This is a genomic window from Nocardia sp. BMG111209, from assembly GCF_000381925.1.
GTDB lineage: Bacteria > Actinomycetota > Actinomycetes > Mycobacteriales > Mycobacteriaceae > Nocardia.
Genome location: NZ_KB907307.1, coordinates 1,521,804 through 1,539,808 on the forward strand (window position 1 = coordinate 1,521,804; position 18,005 = coordinate 1,539,808).

At 71.1% G+C, this 18,005-nt stretch carries 18 protein-coding genes; 11 read left to right on the forward strand and 7 right to left on the reverse strand.

All coding sequences use genetic code 11. The features are described from left to right. The first annotated feature begins 17 nt into the window (after nucleotides 1-17). Nucleotides 18-1,571, forward strand: a complete 1,554-nt coding sequence (locus G361_RS42580; protein WP_231386793.1) for an MFS transporter — start codon at nucleotides 18-20, stop codon at nucleotides 1,569-1,571. Here the strand turns inward: G361_RS42580 and G361_RS0106760 are convergent. After that, complete coding sequence (locus G361_RS0106760) at nucleotides 1,550-3,643, reverse strand: MMPL family transporter (protein WP_019926303.1); 2,094 nt, start codon at nucleotides 3,641-3,643, stop codon at nucleotides 1,550-1,552. The genes G361_RS42580 and G361_RS0106760 overlap by 22 nt on opposite strands. A gap of 81 nt (nucleotides 3,644-3,724) precedes the next feature. Between G361_RS0106760 and G361_RS0106765 the strand changes: the two genes are divergently transcribed. Beyond that, entirely contained in the window at nucleotides 3,725-4,255 is a 531-nt protein-coding gene (locus G361_RS0106765) for a MarR family winged helix-turn-helix transcriptional regulator (protein ID WP_019926304.1), read from the forward strand. A gap of 1 nt (nucleotide 4,256) precedes the next feature. On the opposite strand, the gene G361_RS0106770 is transcribed toward G361_RS0106765, so the two are convergent. Together G361_RS0106770 and G361_RS42585 are read right to left on the reverse strand one after the other, a co-directional pair. Beyond that, nucleotides 4,257-5,444: a hypothetical protein gene (locus G361_RS0106770; protein ID WP_196814431.1), complete on the reverse strand. Its 1,188-nt coding sequence runs from the start codon at nucleotides 5,442-5,444 to the stop codon at nucleotides 4,257-4,259. Nucleotides 5,445-5,482: 38 nt separating this feature from the next. Further along, nucleotides 5,483-6,370 carry an SDR family NAD(P)-dependent oxidoreductase gene (locus G361_RS42585; protein ID WP_052172742.1) on the reverse strand — a complete coding sequence of 296 codons (888 nt, stop codon included), beginning with the start codon at nucleotides 6,368-6,370 and terminating at the stop codon, nucleotides 5,483-5,485. Nucleotides 6,371-6,486: 116 nt separating this feature from the next. Here G361_RS42585 and G361_RS0106780 point away from each other — a divergent pair, with 116 nt between their 5' ends. From G361_RS0106780 to G361_RS0106795, 4 genes are all read left to right on the forward strand, one after another. Next, entirely contained in the window at nucleotides 6,487-7,404 is a 918-nt protein-coding gene (locus tag G361_RS0106780; protein WP_019926307.1) for a LysR family transcriptional regulator, read from the forward strand. Between the two features lie 53 nt (nucleotides 7,405-7,457). Continuing rightward, on the forward strand, nucleotides 7,458-7,841 hold the full coding sequence (locus tag G361_RS0106785; protein ID WP_019926308.1) for a helix-turn-helix domain-containing protein: 384 nt from the start codon (nucleotides 7,458-7,460) through the stop codon (nucleotides 7,839-7,841). Nucleotides 7,842-7,927: 86 nt separating this feature from the next. Continuing rightward, nucleotides 7,928-9,457: an MFS transporter gene (locus G361_RS0106790; RefSeq protein WP_019926309.1), complete on the forward strand. Its 1,530-nt coding sequence runs from the start codon at nucleotides 7,928-7,930 to the stop codon at nucleotides 9,455-9,457. After that, nucleotides 9,447-10,043 carry a TetR family transcriptional regulator gene (locus G361_RS0106795; protein WP_019926310.1) on the forward strand — a complete coding sequence of 199 codons (597 nt, stop codon included), beginning with the start codon at nucleotides 9,447-9,449 and terminating at the stop codon, nucleotides 10,041-10,043. Before G361_RS0106790 ends, G361_RS0106795 begins: the two co-directional genes overlap by 11 nt. Here the strand turns inward: G361_RS0106795 and G361_RS0106800 are convergent. Further along, complete coding sequence (locus tag G361_RS0106800; RefSeq protein WP_036494079.1) at nucleotides 10,033-10,695, reverse strand: hypothetical protein; 663 nt, start codon at nucleotides 10,693-10,695, stop codon at nucleotides 10,033-10,035. The genes G361_RS0106795 and G361_RS0106800 overlap by 11 nt on opposite strands. Before the next feature lie 18 nt (nucleotides 10,696-10,713). Between G361_RS0106800 and G361_RS42590 the strand changes: the two genes are divergently transcribed. Then, nucleotides 10,714-10,989: a hypothetical protein gene (locus G361_RS42590; protein ID WP_019926312.1), complete on the forward strand. Its 276-nt coding sequence runs from the start codon at nucleotides 10,714-10,716 to the stop codon at nucleotides 10,987-10,989. A 52-nt stretch (nucleotides 10,990-11,041) separates the two neighbouring features. Here the strand turns inward: G361_RS42590 and G361_RS42595 are convergent, their stop codons facing one another. Next, nucleotides 11,042-11,674: a TetR/AcrR family transcriptional regulator gene (locus G361_RS42595; RefSeq protein ID WP_019926313.1), complete on the reverse strand. Its 633-nt coding sequence runs from the start codon at nucleotides 11,672-11,674 to the stop codon at nucleotides 11,042-11,044. An 11-nt stretch (nucleotides 11,675-11,685) separates the two neighbouring features. After that, complete coding sequence (locus G361_RS0106815) at nucleotides 11,686-12,879, reverse strand: MFS transporter (RefSeq protein ID WP_019926314.1); 1,194 nt, start codon at nucleotides 12,877-12,879, stop codon at nucleotides 11,686-11,688. Between the two features lie 71 nt (nucleotides 12,880-12,950). Here G361_RS0106815 and G361_RS0106820 point away from each other — a divergent pair, with 71 nt between their 5' ends. After that, nucleotides 12,951-13,904 carry a helix-turn-helix domain-containing protein gene (locus tag G361_RS0106820; protein ID WP_019926315.1) on the forward strand — a complete coding sequence of 318 codons (954 nt, stop codon included), beginning with the start codon at nucleotides 12,951-12,953 and terminating at the stop codon, nucleotides 13,902-13,904. Between the two features lie 102 nt (nucleotides 13,905-14,006). Beyond that, entirely contained in the window at nucleotides 14,007-15,128 is a 1,122-nt protein-coding gene (locus G361_RS0106825) for a nitronate monooxygenase family protein (RefSeq protein ID WP_019926316.1), read from the forward strand. Nucleotides 15,129-15,212: 84 nt separating this feature from the next. Here the strand turns inward: G361_RS0106825 and G361_RS50745 are convergent, their stop codons facing one another. Next, entirely contained in the window at nucleotides 15,213-15,914 is a 702-nt protein-coding gene (locus tag G361_RS50745; RefSeq protein WP_019926317.1) for a carboxymuconolactone decarboxylase family protein, read from the reverse strand. A 234-nt stretch (nucleotides 15,915-16,148) separates the two neighbouring features. Between G361_RS50745 and G361_RS42600 the strand changes: the two genes are divergently transcribed. Both G361_RS42600 and G361_RS0106840 read left to right on the forward strand, forming a co-directional pair. Then, on the forward strand, nucleotides 16,149-17,105 hold the full coding sequence (locus G361_RS42600) for a patatin family protein (protein ID WP_231386794.1): 957 nt from the start codon (nucleotides 16,149-16,151) through the stop codon (nucleotides 17,103-17,105). Between the two features lie 96 nt (nucleotides 17,106-17,201). After that, entirely contained in the window at nucleotides 17,202-17,912 is a 711-nt protein-coding gene (locus tag G361_RS0106840; protein ID WP_019926319.1) for a YoaK family protein, read from the forward strand. The last annotated feature ends 93 nt before the right edge of the window (nucleotides 17,913-18,005 follow it).

Consider the following 18,005-nt stretch of genomic DNA (forward strand, 5'->3'; position numbering starts at 1 on the left):
GGCGGTAGCCTGGCGCGGTGAGGTCAACGGACGACACACCGGGCACAACGTCGCGACCGGGTATCGCACTGGCGGCGGTGACCGCCGTGCTGTTCGTCACCTTCCTCGACACGACGGTCGTCAGTGTCGCGCTGGGCGATATCCGGCACGAACTCAGCACCGACGTGATGCTGTTGCAGTGGGTGGTCAACGCCTACACGCTGGTCTTCGCCGGGCTGATGCTGGCCGGTGGGTCACTGGGTGATCGGTGGGGCCGCAAGCGGGTGATGATCGCCGGTCTGGTGGTCTTCTGCGCGGGTTCGGTGGTCGCGGCGACCGCGGCCACCGTGCCGGTGCTCATCGCCGGTCGGGCGATCATGGGCCTGGGCGCGGCGGCCTCGGAGCCGGGCACGCTGTCGGTGCTGCGGCACATCTTCCCCGAGGAGCGGGTCCGCGCGCGGGCGCTCGGCGTGTGGGCGGCGGTGTCGGGGCTGGCGCTGGCGGCCGGGCCGGTGCTCGGCGGGGTGCTGGTGCACGCGTACGGGTGGCGCTCGATCTTCTGGTTCAACCTGATCATCGGCGCGGTCGCCCTGGTCGCGGCGCTGTGGTCGGTGCCGGAGAGCGCCGACCCGCATCCGGGCCCGATCGATTGGGCCGGAATCGTCCTGGGCGCGGGCTTCCTCGGCTCGGTGATCTACGCCGCGATCAGCGGGGAGGACCGCGGGTACAGCTCACCGCTGGTGATCACCCTGTTCGTGGTCGCGGCGGTGGCGTTCGCCGGATTCGTGGTGGTCGAGACCCGGGTGCGCGCACCCATTCTCGACTTCCGGTACCTGCGCCTGCCCGCGGTGCGCGACGCGCTGGTGGTGGCCTTCGCCGTCTACTTCGGGATCTTCTCGATCTTCTTCTTCACCGCGCTGTATCTGCAAGTGATGCAATCGTATTCGGCCGCGCGCACGGCGGGTGTGTTCGCGCCGATGGCGGCCGGGATCATCCTCGGCTCGCTGGCCGCGGGTATCTGGGTGTCGCGCCGGGGCGCCCGCACCCCGATGATCATCGGCTGCCTGGCCGGCGCCGCGGGCCTGCTGCTGACCCGCCACGAGCTCGCCGGGCCGCTGCACGACGGGCCGCTGGCGACCGTGATGGCCGTGGCGGGACTGGGTTTCGGTATCGCGGTGGTGCCGCTGACCTCGGCAGTGCTGTCCGGGGTGCCCGCCGAACATTCGGGCATGGCCGCCGCGGTGACCAATACGATGCGGCAGGTCGGATCCGCGGTCGGCGTCGCGGTGCTCGGCGCCCTGGTGAACTCGTTCCTCACCTCGGATCTGAAGGATCGGATGAGTCAGCTCGGGTTGCCGGGCGCGCTACAGCCCGCCGCGATCGACGCCGTCGAACGCGGCCGCATCCCGAAGGGCGTCGACACCACCCCGTACCTGAAATACCTCTCGAAGGTGAACGACGTCCTCAACACCGGCAAGGTCGCGTTCCATCACGGACTCGATGTGGCACTGCTGGTTTCGGCCGTGCTGATCCTCGCCGCGGCCGCGTTCACGGCGGTGGACGCGATCCTTCACCGGGACGCCTCCGCGTAGTCCGCCGCCCGGTGCTGCCGCGCCGGATCCGACGGCCACCAGACCCGCGGGCCGATCAGGCGGAACAGCGCGGGGATGACGACCGTCCGGACCAGGAACGTGTCGAGCAGGATGCCGAGGCCCACCACGATCCCCAGCTGGGTCAGGGTGATCAGCGGCAGCACGCCCAGTACGCAGAACACTGCGGCGAGCACGATGCCGGCGCTGGTGATCACCGCGCCGGTCGCCGACACCGCGCGGACGATACCGCCGGTGGTGCCGTGCCCGGCCGTCTCCTCCCGCGCCCGGGTCACCAGGAAGATCGTGTAGTCGACCCCGAGCGCGACCAGGAACAGGAAGGCGAACAGCGGCACGTTCACGTCGAGGGCGGGAAAACCGAAGAGGTGCGCGCTGATCCAGCTCCCGAGCCCCAGCGCCGCGAGCGCGCTGAGTACGGTGATCGCCACCAGCAGGACCGCCGCCGGTACCGCGCGCAGGACGGCGAGCAGCACCAGCAGTACGACGGCGAGGATGAACGGGATGACCACGCCCCGATCCCGGCCGGCCGCCGCCCGGGTGTCGAGGGCCTGCGCGTCGCTGCCGCCGACCTTCGCGTCCGCACCGGGGATACCGGACAGGCCGCCGCGCAGCTGCCGGATGGTGTCGAAGGCCGCCGCCGAGGACGGTGGCGCGTCGAGGGTGACCGACCAGCGGGCAACGCCGGCGGCGGAGATCCCGGTCGGCTGCGCCCGCGTCACCCCGGGGGTCCGGGCGAGCAGCGCCGACACCTCTTCGGCGGCAACGGGATCGGCCAGCACGACGGTGGGATCCGAAGCGCCCGAAGGGAAGTGGGCCGCCAGCGTATCGAGGCCGGAGACCGATTCGGCCCGCACCCGGAACTGATCCGCTTGTGCGAGGCCGACTTTCGCGAACGGCAGGGCCGCGGCGCAGACGATCAGGAACATCAGGGTGCCGGCGGCGACCCGCACCGGGCGGCGGACCACCGCCTCGGCGACCCGATGCCACGGCCCGGTCCGCGCGGCGTCGCGGCCGTCCACCGCGGGGACGAAGGGCCAGAACGCCTTCCGGCCCGCCAGTGCGAGCGCCGGCGGCAGTCCGAACAGGACGAACAGCACCGCGACCACCAGTCCGGCCGCGGCCAGCAGGCCGAGGCTGCGGGTGTTGGGCAGGGTGGCGAGCAACAGGGTCAGCAGGGCCAGCACCACGGTGACGTTGCTGGCCAGCACGGCCGGTCCGGCGCGGCGCACCGCGGCCCGCAAGGCGAGGCGATGATCCTCGATCCGATGCAGTTCGTCGCGATAGCGCGAGACCAGCAGCAGGGCGTAATTGGTGCCCGCGCCGAACACCAGCACGCTGGTGATGCCGGAGGTGGATCCGTCGAAGGTCAGGCCGGTGGCGCTCGCCAGCCCGGTGCCGACCACCCCGGCCACCCGGTCCGCCACCGCGACGACCGCGAGCGGGATCAGCCACAGCACCGGCGAGCGGTACGTGGCGATCAGCAGGACGGCCACCACCAGCGCCGTGATGGACAGCAGCAGCACGTTCGCGCCGGAGAACGAGTCGGCGATATCGGCGCCGAAGGCCGGGCCGCCGGTCATCTGCAGGCGCAGCCCGGCCGGTAGTCCGTCGCGGCCCGCGGCCCGCACGTCCCGGATCCGGTCGGTCAGCGCGAAACCGCTGAGGTCGGCCGGGACCGCAACCGGGCCGACCGCCGCCCGGTGGTCGGGTGCGAGGACGGGGGCGGCGTTCGGCGGTGGGGTGCTGGTGACGGCGGCGCGCATCCGGGTCAGCGCGGCGGCGGTCGCTGCTTCGTCGGCCGCGTCCAGCGGGCCGCCGTCGGTCCGGCTCAGCACCGCGACGGCCGTGGCGGTGCCGCCGTCGGGGAACGTCCGCAGCTGCTGTTTCACGATCGCCGACTCCGCCGACGACGGCAGCGAGTCCGGTGACCGGCTCGCCGAATCGTTGCTTCCGATCAGGACCGCCAACGCGGCGGCGATGGCGACGAGGCCCACCAGCAGGGCCCACGACCTCCGGCCGGAGACCAGGGCGGCGTACCGATCCCAGAGACGCATGCGGCCAACTATTTCAGAAACTGAAATAAATGACAACCGCATCGGGCGGCTAGGGTGTCAGCACGCGGAGAGGAGAACGCCATGACGCACGGCACCGGCCCGGCCGGTCCGGACGATCGCGAACGCGATCGCCTGCAACTCGACATCGCCCGTGACATCCGGGCGCTCACCGCGGTGTCGGAACAGATCGGGCATCAGTTCGCCCGCTCGAACAGTCTGCGTCCCAACGATTTCCGCGCACTGATGCATATCGCCACCGCCGACACCGAGGGCGCCCCGCTGACCGCCGGGGGGCTGCGCGCCCGGATGGGCCTGTCCCCGGCCGCCGTCACCTACCTGGTCGAGCGCCTGATCGACTCGGGTCATGTGCGGCGCTCGACCGATCCCGCCGACCGCCGCCGGGTGCTGCTGCATCACAGCGAGCACGGCATGGCGGTGGCCCGGGACTTCTTCACGCCGCTGGGTGCGCGCAACCGGGAGGGGACCGCCGAACTACCCGACGCCGATCTGGCCGCCGCGCATCGGGTGCTGACGGCCATCGTGGCGGCCATGTGGCGTTACCACGCCGAATTGCCGCCGGCCGCCGCCGAGCCGGATCCGGAATCCGCCTGAACTAGCGGGCGTGGTTCATCTGCACCTGGATCCGCAGCCAGGTCGGATCGCTGTCGGTGGCGGTGTCGACCGTCCCGAGATCGCCCGGCTCCCAGGTCCGTGCCCCGTCGGTGAGTACCAGTTGCGATTCGAGATCCGCACGAGGATCCACGTCGGAGGTACCGGCGAGGAAGTCCGGCACCGCGGATCGCGAGGCCACCGCGCGGTCCGCGGACGTGGCGAGGAGGGTCAGCTCGCCGGTGGCGTCGGCGACCACCAGATCCCCGCCCGCGGTGGCGCCCAGGGCGGTCACGGCGGCGCCGCTCGGGATGTCGTGACCCTCCGAGCGCTGATTGCCGAGGTCGGCTTCGACCAGAGTGCCGGTCGGCGTGCCGATCCAGAGCACTCCGGGCCGGGTCCCGAACGCGATGTTGTGCCGCGACCAGGCCCGCATTCGATCCAGCCACTCCTGCGGGTAGGGGTAACCCGGGCTCGGTTCGCCCAGCGTCGTCGACAGCACGTTGTCCAGCGAGGGGAATTCGAAGACGTCCAGCGTATTCACGTAGGCGTTGCCCCGGATCGCCAGATACCGGCCGTCCGGGCTGAAGATCGGCGTCTCGTACCCGTCGACGTCGAGGATCAGCGCGCGGCGCAGCACTTTCGGCGCAGCTCCCGCCGCACCGGCCCGCGCGAAGATGCCCAGGGTCGCACCCTGATTGCTGCGCAGCGTGAGGACCAGTCCGCCGGCCGGATGGGCCGCGACCCCGGTGTCCCAGCCCGGTCCCGTGCCGAGCGCCCCCGTCGCGAGATCCAGGACGTCCGAACATTCCCGGGTGTCGCCGCCCGTCGCCGTCGGGATCGCCCACATCGTGCGCCCGTCCGGGCCGAACGCCACGTTCCGATAGGCCGCCGGGATTCCGGCGAATGCGGACATCCCCGACGGGGTCCAGCGCCGCACCGGACCGCCGTTCGCGATCAGCAGCACCGGCTGTTCGGGATGCCAGGCGACGGCCGGCAGGCGGGTGCGGCCGTCGTCCGGCGCGGCCGCCTCGACGATGCCGAGCGTGCGCAGATCGCTTGCGTCCCAGATGTATACGACTCCACGGCCGGAATCCAGGCCGGCGATCAACGGAAGTCGCGGATGGCACACCACACGCCCGACTGCAACTCCCCCACCGACCCGGACACGTGTGACGGTCTCAACGGTCATCCAGACACCGTAGCGCCGCCGACCGGGCCGCGCTCTCCTCAGCGCCGGGAAGATGTGCGCGCAGGCACGGGATCGGCGGCGCCGGACTCGAACGGGGACCAGGGCAGCACCTTTCCGTCGCGGATCAGCTGTCCGTACCGGTCCGGATCGGCCGGGCGCAGCGCGAGATCGAGCAACGGCACGGCCGCCTCCGCCGGGGTGGGCTGATCCGAGACGTCCCACCACAGCGCCGAGGTCGGGGTGTTCATCATGCCGGGGCAGACGGCGGCGAGGAGGATGTCGCGCGCCAGATCGTCGTCGCGGCGCTCGGCCGCCAGCGCCCGGACCGCCGCGACCTGACCGATCTTCGACGGGATGTTGACGAATCCGGGCCACGCGCCGGCGCGGGCACTGCCGTCGGCGACGGCGTCGCGCCACGCGGCGATCTGCTCGTCGACCTCGTCCAGCGAGGCCGGCGCCGCGAACCGGTCGTGCAGGACCGGTGCGAGCTGGTGCAGGGTGCCCAGCGAACTGGCGACGACCAGCAGCCGTCCGTGCTCGCGCAGCAGCGGCGCGAACGCGCGCAGCAACCGGGTGGTGCCGAAGTTGTTGACCTCGGTGTACCGATCGACGATCGCGCGCGGGTCGTCGTCGGGGCTGACGCGCATGACCGCGTTGCCGAAGACGATGTCGACGCCGCCGTGGCGCTGCCGCAACTGCTCGGCCAGCCGCGCGGCGGCCTGCGGATCGGCGACGTCGAACAGCTCACCCCGGACGGTGGCGCCGCCGGCCGGCATCGCTTCGACCGCGCGGGAGACCCGGTCGAAGTCACGACCGGTGAGGTACACGGTGTCCGCCGGCCCCAACCGCCGGGCCAGCCCCTCGACCAGGGCCAGACCCAGACCCTGGGTGGCGCCGGTGACCAGAGCGACTGTGGGAGTAGTCATTTCGACCTTCCTGATTTCGACCTTCGCGAACCGTTCCCGGTCCGCACCGTCCATGCTGTGCCGGTCCGAGCCATGTGACCAGCGAAAGTTTCTCAACTCTGGTATGCGTAAATGTCATGACCTTCGGCGATGCCTCACTGACCGCGCTGCGGGTGTTCCGGGAGGTGGCCGAGCGCGGGACACTGACCGCCGCCGCGGCGGCCCTCGGTTACACCCAGTCGGCGGTGTCGCGCCAGATCGCGACCCTGGAACGCGCCGCGGGCGCCGAACTGTTGCAGCGCCGCCACGACGGAGTCCGGCTGACCGCGGCCGGCCGGATCGTGGCCCGCCGCGCCGCCGCCGTGATCGACCAGATCGACGCCACCGCAAGGGAATTGGCCGGCATCCCGGAGGAATCGGCCTCGGTCCGGCTGGGCTGGTTCACCAGCGCCGGCGCCTGGCTGGTCCCGCGGGCCCTGGCCGAACTGCGCCGCACCCATCCCGGAATCACCGTCGTCGGCCGCGAGGGCAGTACGCCGGCGCTGGTCCGGGCCCTGCGCGCGGGCACGATCGACCTGGCCCTGCTCGCCTCGGCGCCGCCGTATCGCCCACCGGATTCCGAGACACCCGCCCTGCGACTGCAGGTACTGGCCGAGCGCACCCTGCTGGTGGCCGTCCCCGCCGACCACCCCCTCGCCCGCGGCGACTACATCGACATCGACGACCTGCGCGGCCGCCGCTGGATCGCCGGTCCGCGCGGCGACTACACGATGGGTGTCTGGCCCGGCGTCGACGAACGCCCGGAGATCGCGCACACCACCCGCGACTGGCTGGCGAAGCTGCACCTGGTCGCGGCGGGCTGCGGCATCACCACGGTCCCCGCCGGCCTCGGCGCGGCCCTGCCACCGGGCGTCCGGGCACTTCCGGTCCGCGGTGGCGCCGACGAATCCCGCCGCCTGCTGCTGGCCCGCCTTCCCCAACCGCTGCCCGACTCGGTAGCCCGGCTGTCCGCCGCCCTACGCGCCGCTTCCATCGAAACACCGCCGACACCGTAGCCGGACGCGGTATGCGATCGAAAGAAGGCGGCAATCAGTGGTATAGGTACCTCATGGATACCGAGCAGGTAGAGCCGACGGAATACGACATCTTCGATCTCAATTGCCCATCGCGCGCGGTGTTCGACCGGCTCGGCGAGCGTTGGACCGGATTCGTGCTACTGGCACTGGAACCGGGGACCAAACGGTTCTCCGAACTGCGCCGCCACATCCAGGGCATCACGCAGAAGATGCTCACCCAGACGCTCCGCGGCCTGGAACGCGACGGCATCGTCGAACGAACCGTGTATCCGACGGTCCCGGTGACGGTCGAATACGCCCTCACTCCGCTGGGCCGCAGCCTCAGCGAGACCGTCGCGGTACTACGCGCCTGGGCCTACACCCACATCGACGACATCGAGGCGGCCCGCGCCCGATACGCCGGCGCCGACCGGTAGCGGCGCGGTCGCTCGCGGAGGAGCACACGACTCGGCGATATGGAGGTAACCTTCAAAAGAAGGTTACCTTCTATTGGAGGAGTCCCATGTTTTCTTTCGGAGCGGCGAGATGGTGGGCGCTGGGGGCGGTCAGCCTGAACGTGCTGGCGGTGAGTCTCGACGGCACGGTGTTGTCGGTGGCGCTGCCCACGCTGGCCGGGGCGCTGCACGCGTCGGAATCGGATCTCGAGTGGTTCTCGGCCGGATATCTGCTGGTGCTGGCGGCCGCGGTGCTGCCCGCCGGGCTGATCGGGGATCGGTTCGGGCGCAAGGTGACCATGCTGGTGTCGCTCGGGTTGTTCGGGATCGGCTCGGCCTGGTGTGCCTACGCGCCCTCGACCGGATGGTTCCTCGCCGCCCGGTTGCTCATGGGAGTGGCCGGTGCGGGGATCACGGTGATGGCGTTGTCGGCGCTGACCGTGTTGTTCGGCGAGGCCGAACGGGGTCGTGCGGTCGGCATCTATCAGGCGGCGAATTTCCTGGCGTTGCCGTTGGGGCCGATCCTGGGCGGCTGGATGCTGTCGCATCTCTGGTGGGGCTGGATGTTCCTGCTGAATGTGCCGATCGTGCTGGCGGGCCTGGTGGTCGGGGCGGCGCTGGTGCCGGAATCGAAGGCGTCCCGGCGGCCGGGCCTGGATCCGGTGGGGGTCGCCGGCTCGGCGGTCGGGCTGGTCGCGCTGACCTATGGGTTGATCGCGGCCGGACAGCGTGGCTGGACCGATGCGATCGCCGGATCCGCGGTGGCCGCCGGTGCGGTGGCGCTGGCCGGATTCTTCGCGTGGGAGCGGCATCTCGCCCGCAGCGGCGGGCAGCCGATGATCGATCCGGAGCTGTTCCGGTCCCGGGCGTTCACCGCCGGCGCGACGCTGGGCGGGCTGGTCGGGATGGGCATGGTCGGCCTGTTGTTCCTGATGCCGCAGTACTTCCAGGCCGTGGGCGGGGTCGATGCGCTGGGATCCGGGTTGCGGCTGCTGCCGTTGGTCGGCGGGCTGATCGCGGGGGCGTTGCCCGCGGCGTGGTGTACCCGTGCGCTCGGCGCGAAGGCGACCGTGGTGCTGGGGTTCGGGCTGTCGGCGGCCGGGTCGGGGCTCGGCGCGACCACCGGCATCGGGACCGGTACCGGCCTCGTCGCGGCGTGGATGGCGATTATGTGCGCGGGCACCGGACTGGCGTTGAGTGCGCTCACCGCGGTGGCGGTCACCACGCTGACCGCGGAGCGCAGCGGTATCGGCTCGGCGGTGGTGCAGGCGTTCCAGAAGACCAGTGCCCCACTGGGAACCGCGATCCTGGGCAGTGTGCTCGCCGTCGGCTATCGCGATCGGCTCGATCTCGCCGGGCTGCCGCCCGCGGCCGCCGATGCCGCGCGTACCGGCGTGCACGGCGGCCTGGCGGTGTCGCGGCGGACACCCTCACCCGGATTCGCGGCGATGGTGCAGGATGCTTTCGTGCACGGACTGGATCTGTCGTTGCTGGTCGCCACCGGGATCGCGGTGGCGGGCGCGGTGGCGGCGCTGCTGTTCCTGCCCGGCCCGCGTATCACCGAATCCGACCTGCCCCAGGAGTCGCATGCCGTCTGATCCCGCCAAACCCGGTCTGCGCGAACGCAAGAAGGCGCAGACGCGGGCCACGATCCTGGACTGCGCGCTGCGCCTGTTCGGCGAACAGGGCTACGAGGCGACCACGATCGAGCAGATCATCGATGCCGCCGCGGTCTCGGAGAGCACCTTCTACCGATACTTCCCCACCAAGGAGGACCTCGTCCTCCAGGACGAGTACGACCCGCGGATCATCGCGGCGCTGCGGGCCCAGCCCGCGGACCTGCCGCCGATCACCGCGCTGCGCCGGGCGTTCGGCGTGGTCTTCGGTGACCTGTCCGGCGAACAGCGCGCGGAGTTGCGCGAACGGACCGGACTCATCCTGACCGTGCCGGCCCTGCGCGCCACCATGCTGGACCAATTGCTCGGCACCATGCAGCAATTGGCGGTTCCGCTGGCCGAACGCGCCGGCCGCGATCCGCACGATTTCGCGGTGCGCACGGTCGCGGGAGCCATCGTCGGCGCCCTGACCGCGGTGCTCGCCGAACTGGCCGACGATCCGCAGGCCGATATCGCCGTACTCCTCGACCGGGTCGTGGAACAGCTGGAATCCGGGCTCAGCCTGTGACGTCGGGGATGTCGACGACGATCTCGCCGCCGAGCCGGTAACCGCCGATCAGGCGCAGATTGTCACCGCTCCAGAACTTGCCCGGGTCGTACCAGTTGGGGCGCTTCTCCGGCAGTAGGCCCATCGCCTGATAGGTCATGGCGACGATCTCGGCGCAGTAGGCGTTCTCCAGGCCCGCGGCCTCGGTGTCGTCCCGGCGCGATCGCCGGGGCAGCGGGACCCGGCCGAGGAACCACCGGCCGGCGAGGGCGCTGGTCGACGGGAACGGCATTCCGTCCAGCCGGGCCACCACGCGCAGCGCCGCATCCTCCATCTCGCGGGTGACCGGGCGATCGAGCTGGCGCATCCACGCCTGCTGCCCGTATTCGTGCGTCCAGCGCAGCACCGCGGCCCGCAGATCGTGCAGCTGGGCGCCGCGGTGATTGGTGCCGGACCAGGCGTCGGGCAGGGCGCGGCCCAGTTCGGCGTGCCAGATCAGCGGCGGCAGATCGTCGGGGGCCACCACCATGCCGACATGGTTCACGGGGCTGTTGGTGAGGCCGCGAATCGCACGGTCGGCGGGCGTGTGCCCGCGGAACAACCAGAGATCTCCGGTCCGGGCCAGTTCTGCCGCTTCATCCAGGTCGATGCTCGTGGGCGCTTCGCGTGGCACGGCGACTAGCCTAGACGCATGCGCTGGTGGAAAGTATTGGGTCTCGCGGGAGCGGCCGGGGTCGCGGCGACCGGTGTGGTCATCGTGCAGGCCGAACGCAAACGTCGCGCATACACCCCGGATCAGGTGCGGGAGCAGCTGCACGCGCGGATGGCCGAGCAGGCGGCGCAGCCGCCGTCGGTCCCCGCGCTCGAACCCGCCACCGCGCCCCGATCACCGATCGCGCTGGGAATCCTCGTGATTCGGGAACGCGCCCGGCAGGTGAAGCGATCGCTGGCCGCCCGCCGCCGGTAGGCGCCCGCCGAATCCCCGTGCGGCATCGGCACATTCGTCGGTGTGCGGACCGTCAGTCCCGTACGGTGGCGTCGTTCAGCACGGTCCGCAGTCCGGCGGTGAAGCGGCGGTCCCGGTCGCCGGTCATGATCGCGATGATGTCGCCGGATTCGTCCACGCGCGGTGCGCCGTTCGCCAGCAGGGTCCGCACCAGCGGCTGCCATTCGCCGGCGCTCTCCAGTTCCAGGTAGGCCTGTTCCTCGATGACGAAACCGACTGTGTAGGAACGCAGTACCGAGGCCAGATCGCCGGCTTCGAACGGCGGCCGGGTGACCGCGGCGAGCAGCGTCCGCAGCACCGCCGACAGCTGCGACGCCGCGCCGAAGGGCGAATACGATCCCGCGACGATCCGGCCGCCGTCGCGGAAGCCCAGCAGCGCCGCCCGCATCCGCTCGCAGCAGGTGATCACCAGGTCCACACTCGGCTGCGCGGTATCGATATCGGTGAGGTCGACGGTGCGGTAGATCGCGTCGGACATGGCCCGCTGCAAGTCCTTCCGGTCCCGCAGATGTTTGTACAGCGCGCCCGGCGTCACCTCCGCCGCGGCCGCCAGCCGGCGCATGGTGAGGGCGTCCAGTCCGTGTTCCGCGACGTGCTCGTGGGCGATCTCCACCAGCCGGTCGCGGGTCAATCCGCGTTTGACCATCGGCGTCGAGCCTAGCGGCGTGCGCGTCCGGTCAGGACGAGCCAGCCCGTGGCGAGCGCGGCGACGGCGAGCAGGACGAGCAGCAGCGTCGGCGGCGCCAGACGCAGGCGCTCGTGGGCGACCGCGAGCAGGAACGGGACGGCGAAGCCGAGATAGGTGAACGTCTGGTACACGGCGGTCGCGGTGCCGAGCGAGCGCGGATCGGCGGCCTGCTGGATGTCGGCGAGCCCGCAGAACTGCGTGACGCCGTAGGCGAATCCGAGGACCAGCGAGGTCACCAGCACCGCCGCCGGCGACAGGGCCCACGCCGCCGCGGCCGCACCCGCGATCCCGATCAGCACCGGGACCATCGCCACCGGCAGGATCCGGTCGGAACGCAGGCGCCGCAACGCATTACCCAGCGGCACGGCCGCGATCCCGGCCACCGCCCCGGCGCCGGTCGTGATCGCGGTGAACAGCAGCGGCCGGTCCACGTGCGTCGCGACCAGGGTCGGCAGATAGGCCAGCGCGATCGACGCGGAGCCGAACACCCAGGGCGCGAACGGCAGCAGGACGACCAGGAAGTGCCGGGTGAGTCGTTGTGGCGCAGCCGCTTCCGCGACCGGCGCCGGGGCGGCCCGCAATTGCTCGGGGGTGCGCCACGCGGCGGGTACCGCGGCCGCCACCAGCACCAGATGCGGTAGGTAGGCGGTCACCGTCGGCGCCGGAAACCATTGCGCCACCACACCGGCCACGAACGGGCCGGCCGCGAAACCGGCGGTCATGGCGATCGTCGACCGCCGCGGACCGGCGGCGGCCACCCCCGCCGCGGCCGACAGTTCCCGCACCCACGCGGCGCCGGTCCCGAAGGCCGCGCCGCTGGCGACACCGGCCAGGAACCGCCCGGCGAACAACCAGCCGACATCCCCGGCCATCAGCAGGCACGAGGCCAGCAACGACAGCGCGAGCGCGGGCAGCATCACCGGGCGGCGGCCGAACCGATCCGACAACCGGCCCCCGGCGACCAGCGCGGGCACCAGGCCCAGTGCGTAGAGCCCGAACATCGCGTCGACCGTCGCCGTGGACAGTCCCAGTCGTTGTTGATACAGCACGATCAACGGGGAGAACTGGTTCGCGCCCCAGCCGACCGCCGCCAGCGCCACCCCGGCGCCGAGCCAGTCCCGCCGGGACACCATCGGCGACTTCTCTTCTCGTGTCGTGATCATGTGATCAACCCTGCGCCGCGGCCGAATCCGGCGACAGAGTCCGATCCGACAACAGGCGTACAGTTTCGGACATGAGCGTTGTCGCCGTCGCCCTGTCCGAAGGTGTGCCGATGTACGAACTGGCCGTGCCGTGCACCGTTTTCGGCACCGACCGTACCGACATGACCGGCACCGACTGGTACGAGTTCCGGGTGTGCGGCCCGGCCGATACCCGGGTCGACCGCTGGTTCCGCTTCACCGCCGACTACGACTACGCCGAACTGGCCCGCGCCGACACGGTGATCGTCCCGGCGTGCCACGACGGCGCGCTGCGGCCGCCGCGCGATCTGGTGGACGCGGTCCGGACCGCGTACGAGCGTGGGGCACGGGTGATGTCGATCTGCACCGGCGCCTTCGTGCTCGCCGAGGCCGGATTGCTGGACGGCCGCCGGGCCACCACCCACTGGCAGTCCGCAGGGCTGCTGGCCCGGCGCTATCCCGCGATCACCGTCGACCCCGAGGTCCTCTATGTCGACGAGGGCCGGGTGCTGACGTCGGCGGGCAAGGCCGCGGGCATGGACCTGTGCCTGCACGTGGTCCGGCGGGACTACGGCGCCGCGGTGGTCAACGAACTCGCCCGGCGGCTGGTCACCCCGCCGCACCGGGAGGGCGGCCAGGCCCAGTACATCACCACCCGCGTCCCGAAGTCGGTGCGGGACAACCTGACTCCTGTATTGGATTGGGCCCTGGCACATCTCGGCGAGCCGATCACCGTGGACGACATGGCCGCCCGTGCTCACCTGACGCCGCGGTCGCTGCACCGGCACTTCCAGGAGCGGGTCGGCACCAATCCCTCGACCTGGCTGCAACAACAGCGGCTGCGCCGGGCCCAGGAACTGCTGGAGCACACCGACCACAGCATCGATCTGGTCGCCGAGCGCTCCGGCTTCGCGACCGCCGCCACGCTGCGGCGGCACTTCCGCCGGATGCTCGGCACCAGCCCGGACAGCTACCGCCGCACCTTCACCGGCCGGCTGGCCGGCTGAACCGGGCCGTCACGACCGGTGGGCGTGGCACTATGGCCTCCAAGATGGAACGTGTTCTAGGCTAAGAATGAAACGTGTTCTAGTAGAGGAGTCCACTACGCCATGCGTACCGAGATCTGTGAACGGCTGGGCATCGACGTCCCCATTTTCGCCTTCACCCACTGCCGCGACGTCGCCGCCGCGGTGAGCAACGCCGGCGGGCTCGGTGTGCTGGGTGCGGTCGGATTCACCGCCGAACAGCTCGAGATCGAGCTGGCCTGGCTGGACGAGCACGTGCACGGCGTGTACGGCGTGGATCTGGTGATCCCGTCCAAATACGAGGGCAAGGGTATCGAGGGACTCAGCCCGGCCGAGCTGGAAGCCAAACTCGCCGAACTGGTTCCGCAGGGCCATCGCGATTTCGCGGAGAAGATCCTGGCCGACCACGGCGTCCCGCGCCTGCCCGAGGACGAGCACCACAACCAGCTGCTGGGCTGGACCGCCACCACCGCCGGTCCGCAGGTGGAGGTCATCCTGCGGCATCCGAAGGCGAAGCTGGTCGCCAACGCGCTGGGTACCCCACCGGACGACGTGATCAAGCAGGTGCAGGACTCCGGCCGGCTGATCGGCGCGCTGTGCGGTTCGGTCAAGCACGCGCTCAACCATCAGCGCGCGGGCCTGGATTTCGTGGTCTGCCAGGGCACCGAGGGCGGCGGGCACTGCGGTGAGGTCTCCTCGCTGGTGCTGTGGCCGCAGGTGATCGACGCCGTCGGCGACCTGCCGGTGCTGGCCGCGGGCGGGATCGGCGACGGCCGCCAGGTCGCCGCCGCGATGGCGATGGGCGCCGCGGGCGCGTGGACCGGCTCGCTGTGGCTGACCGTCGAGGAATCGAATGTGCCGCCCGCGCAGATGCAGACCTATATCGAGGCCACCAGCCACGACACCGTCCGGTCGCGGGCGTGGACCGGCAAACCGGCCCGCATGCTGCGCAACGAGTGGACCGAGGCCTGGGAGCGGGCCGACACCCCGAATCCGCTGCCGATGCCGCTGCAGATGATGGTCGCCCTCGACGGCGTCAAGCGCGGTCATCGGTATCCGGAGGCCGCCAAGGACGTGAACTTCAACCCGGTCGGCCAGGTGGTCGGGCAGCTGAACAAGGTGGAACGCACCGCCGACGTGATGCAGCGCCTCATCGAGGAGTACCTGACGGCCTGCGAGCGGCTGAACAAGCTCAACAACGCCTGAGCCCCGTTGCGCCCCTCGTCGTGCCGGGCCCGGCACGGCCGGAACCCTTACCGGGCCCGGTCGGGACGACGAGGGGCGCTCCGGTCACCGCGCGCGTGCGGCCAGGACCTCCTTGACCACCGGCAGCGCCGCGAACACATTCGGCCAGCCCACGTAGAACGCCAGATGGGTGAGCGTCTCGGCGGCCTCGGTCCCGGTCAGCCCGGCGTCCAGGGCGCGTTCCAGGTGGAAGGCGATCTGCTCGACGTGCCCGGTCGCGACCAGCGCGGCCACGGTGACCAGGCTGCGATCGCGCGGCGCGAGCCCCGGCCGCAACCACAGATCCCCGAACACCAGCTGGGTGGTGTACTGCACGACGCCCGGCGCGGTCGCGCCGAAATTCCGTTCCACCTCCGCGGCCCGGCGCGCCTCCGCGCCCGCGTCCTGGGGTAGCAGCTCCTCGTCGACCGGCGGCAACTGCTCGCGGCCGATACCCCGGTGGTCGAACACCTTCTTGATGGTCGGCACCGAGGCGAGCGCATCGGCCCAGCCGGCGTAGAAGGCCAGGTGGGTGACCGTTTCGGACAGCTCGGCCGGGGTGATGCCGTTGTCGAGGGCCCAGTAGATGTGATACGAGAGGTCGGCGAGGTGATTGCGCGCGATGAGCGCCGACACCGTGATCAGGCTGCGGTCGCGGGGCGAGAGCTCCGGGCGTTTCCACACCTCGCCCAGCAGCACCGATTGGGAGTACCTGTCCAGGACGGGTGCGACCGCGCGCACCTCCGCAGTGGGTAACCAGTCGACCATGTCCGTCCCCTGTCCGTTTGTCGGTCGGCACTGACGCAATCTCACGGCAGAACAGCAGCTATCGGGTCACACTCCGAGGCTCTCATCATGGCATACGACCCCACCGCGGCCGCCGTCCGGACCTGCGCGATCCCGGATCGGATCGGTGCACCGGATGCGGGTCCGCACCGCGTGCCGGGAGCCGCTGTGTTAGACACGAGACAGGTGTTGCGGGGCGTGCGGAAGGTTGGACAGGTGTCGCGGAGTGTGGACGGCTCGCCGGTCGCGGAGCTGATCGCGGCGCGGCAGGCGGGTGCGAGCGTGCCGGGCGCGCGGACGGACGAGGCCCGGCTGGCGCTGGTGGTCGAGGGCGGTTCGGCGCGTGGTGCGTATTCGCACGGCATGGTCATGGCGCTCGAGGTACTGGGCCTGCTGTCCTGTTTCGACGCGGTGTACGGCTCGTCGGCCGGCGCGCTCAACGGCGCCTGGCTGTTGTGCGGCCGGGCCCGGCACTCCGAGCGGGCCTGGCATCCGGACGTGGTGCGGCGGGTGATCTCCCCGGCGCGGCTGCTGTGGGGTGGCCGGGTCGTCGACACCCCGTATCTGGTGCATTCGGTGTACGGGCACATCGTGCCGATGGACTTCCCGGCGATCCTCGCCAATCCGGTGACCTTCCATCCGCTCGGCACGGACGCCGCCACCGGCGCCGCGGTCGATCTGCATCCGCATCTCACCGATGTGGCCGCGTTGCAGCGCGCGCTGCGGGCCACCACCTGCCTGCCGATCCTCGCCGAACATCCGGTCGAACTCGGCGGCCGCCGCTACGTCGACGCCGGACTGGCCGAACCGGTCCCGGTCCGCACCGCGCTGGCCCAGGGCGCGACCCATGTGCTGGTCCTGCGCACCCGGCGCACCGACGAGCATGCGAGTGCCCCCTCGGGCCTGGAGAACCGCATCGTCACCCGATTCCTGAACCGGCACGCCCCCGGCGTGGTCGACACCTGGCTGACCCGTGTCGCCGTCCACGCCCGCGACGAGGAGCTGATGGCGAGCCACCCGGCCGTCATGCAGATCCGGCCGCCGCTCGGCGCGCCGACGATCGGCCGCGTCGCACGGGATTCCCGCACGCTGTTGCACGCGCTCGCACTCGGCCGCGCCACGACCGCCGACGCACTGGCCCCCTATCTGCCTGCCGCCTCCCGCGCGAGCTGACCCCGGCACGGGGTGCCGGAGTGCGGCCGCTGCCCGTCGTCCGCGCGCCGGAATCGACACGCCGGAATCGGCGAATCCTGTTGCTAGCCTGTTGCTGTGACCTCGTCCTCGGATGCGCCCGCGCCGTTCTGGAATCTGGAGACCGAGTTGTCGTCGGTACTGCTCGTGCTGGCGGGATTCGTCGGCGCCGCGGCCTACACGCATTCCGAGGGGTACTTCGTCACCTTCATGACCGGTAACACCGAGCGCGCGGTGATCGGCGGATTCCTCGGCGACCGCGGCCTCGCGCTCGGCGCGATGGGGCTGATCCTCTGCTTCCTCGCCGGGGTGTTCGTCGGCTCGGTGTTCCGGCGCCGGCGCTGGTGGGGCAACCATCCGCACGGATCGACCGTGCTGGCCACGATCGCGCTGGTCGTCGCGGTGGCGCTGGACTGGATCCTGTACGCCCGCGAACGCGATCTGGCGCTGGTGCCGATCCTGTTCGTCTCGTTCGCGATGGGCATCCTGAACACCTCGTTCGTGCGCAACGGCGAGGTATCGATCCCGGTCACCTACGTCACCGGCACGCTCGTGAAATTCGCGCAGGGTGTCGAACGGCATCTGTTCGGGGGCGGCACCCACCGGGAGTGGCTGGGCTACGCGGTGCAGTACGTCTCGTTCGCGCTGGGAGCGTTGCTGGGCGGCCTGGTCTCCCTGGTCGTCGACGGCCCGGACATGCTGGAGGCCGCGGCCGTGGCGTCGGCGATCGTCGCCGGCTACACCTGGCGGGCCGATATGCGGTGGGTTCGCCGGCACGATCGGATCTGAACCACGATTCGTCCTGTGACGCATCTCGCGCCGGGAGAATTTAGTTAGTTAGCCTCACGCAACTATCCTAAGTGGAGAACCTGTCCGATTTCA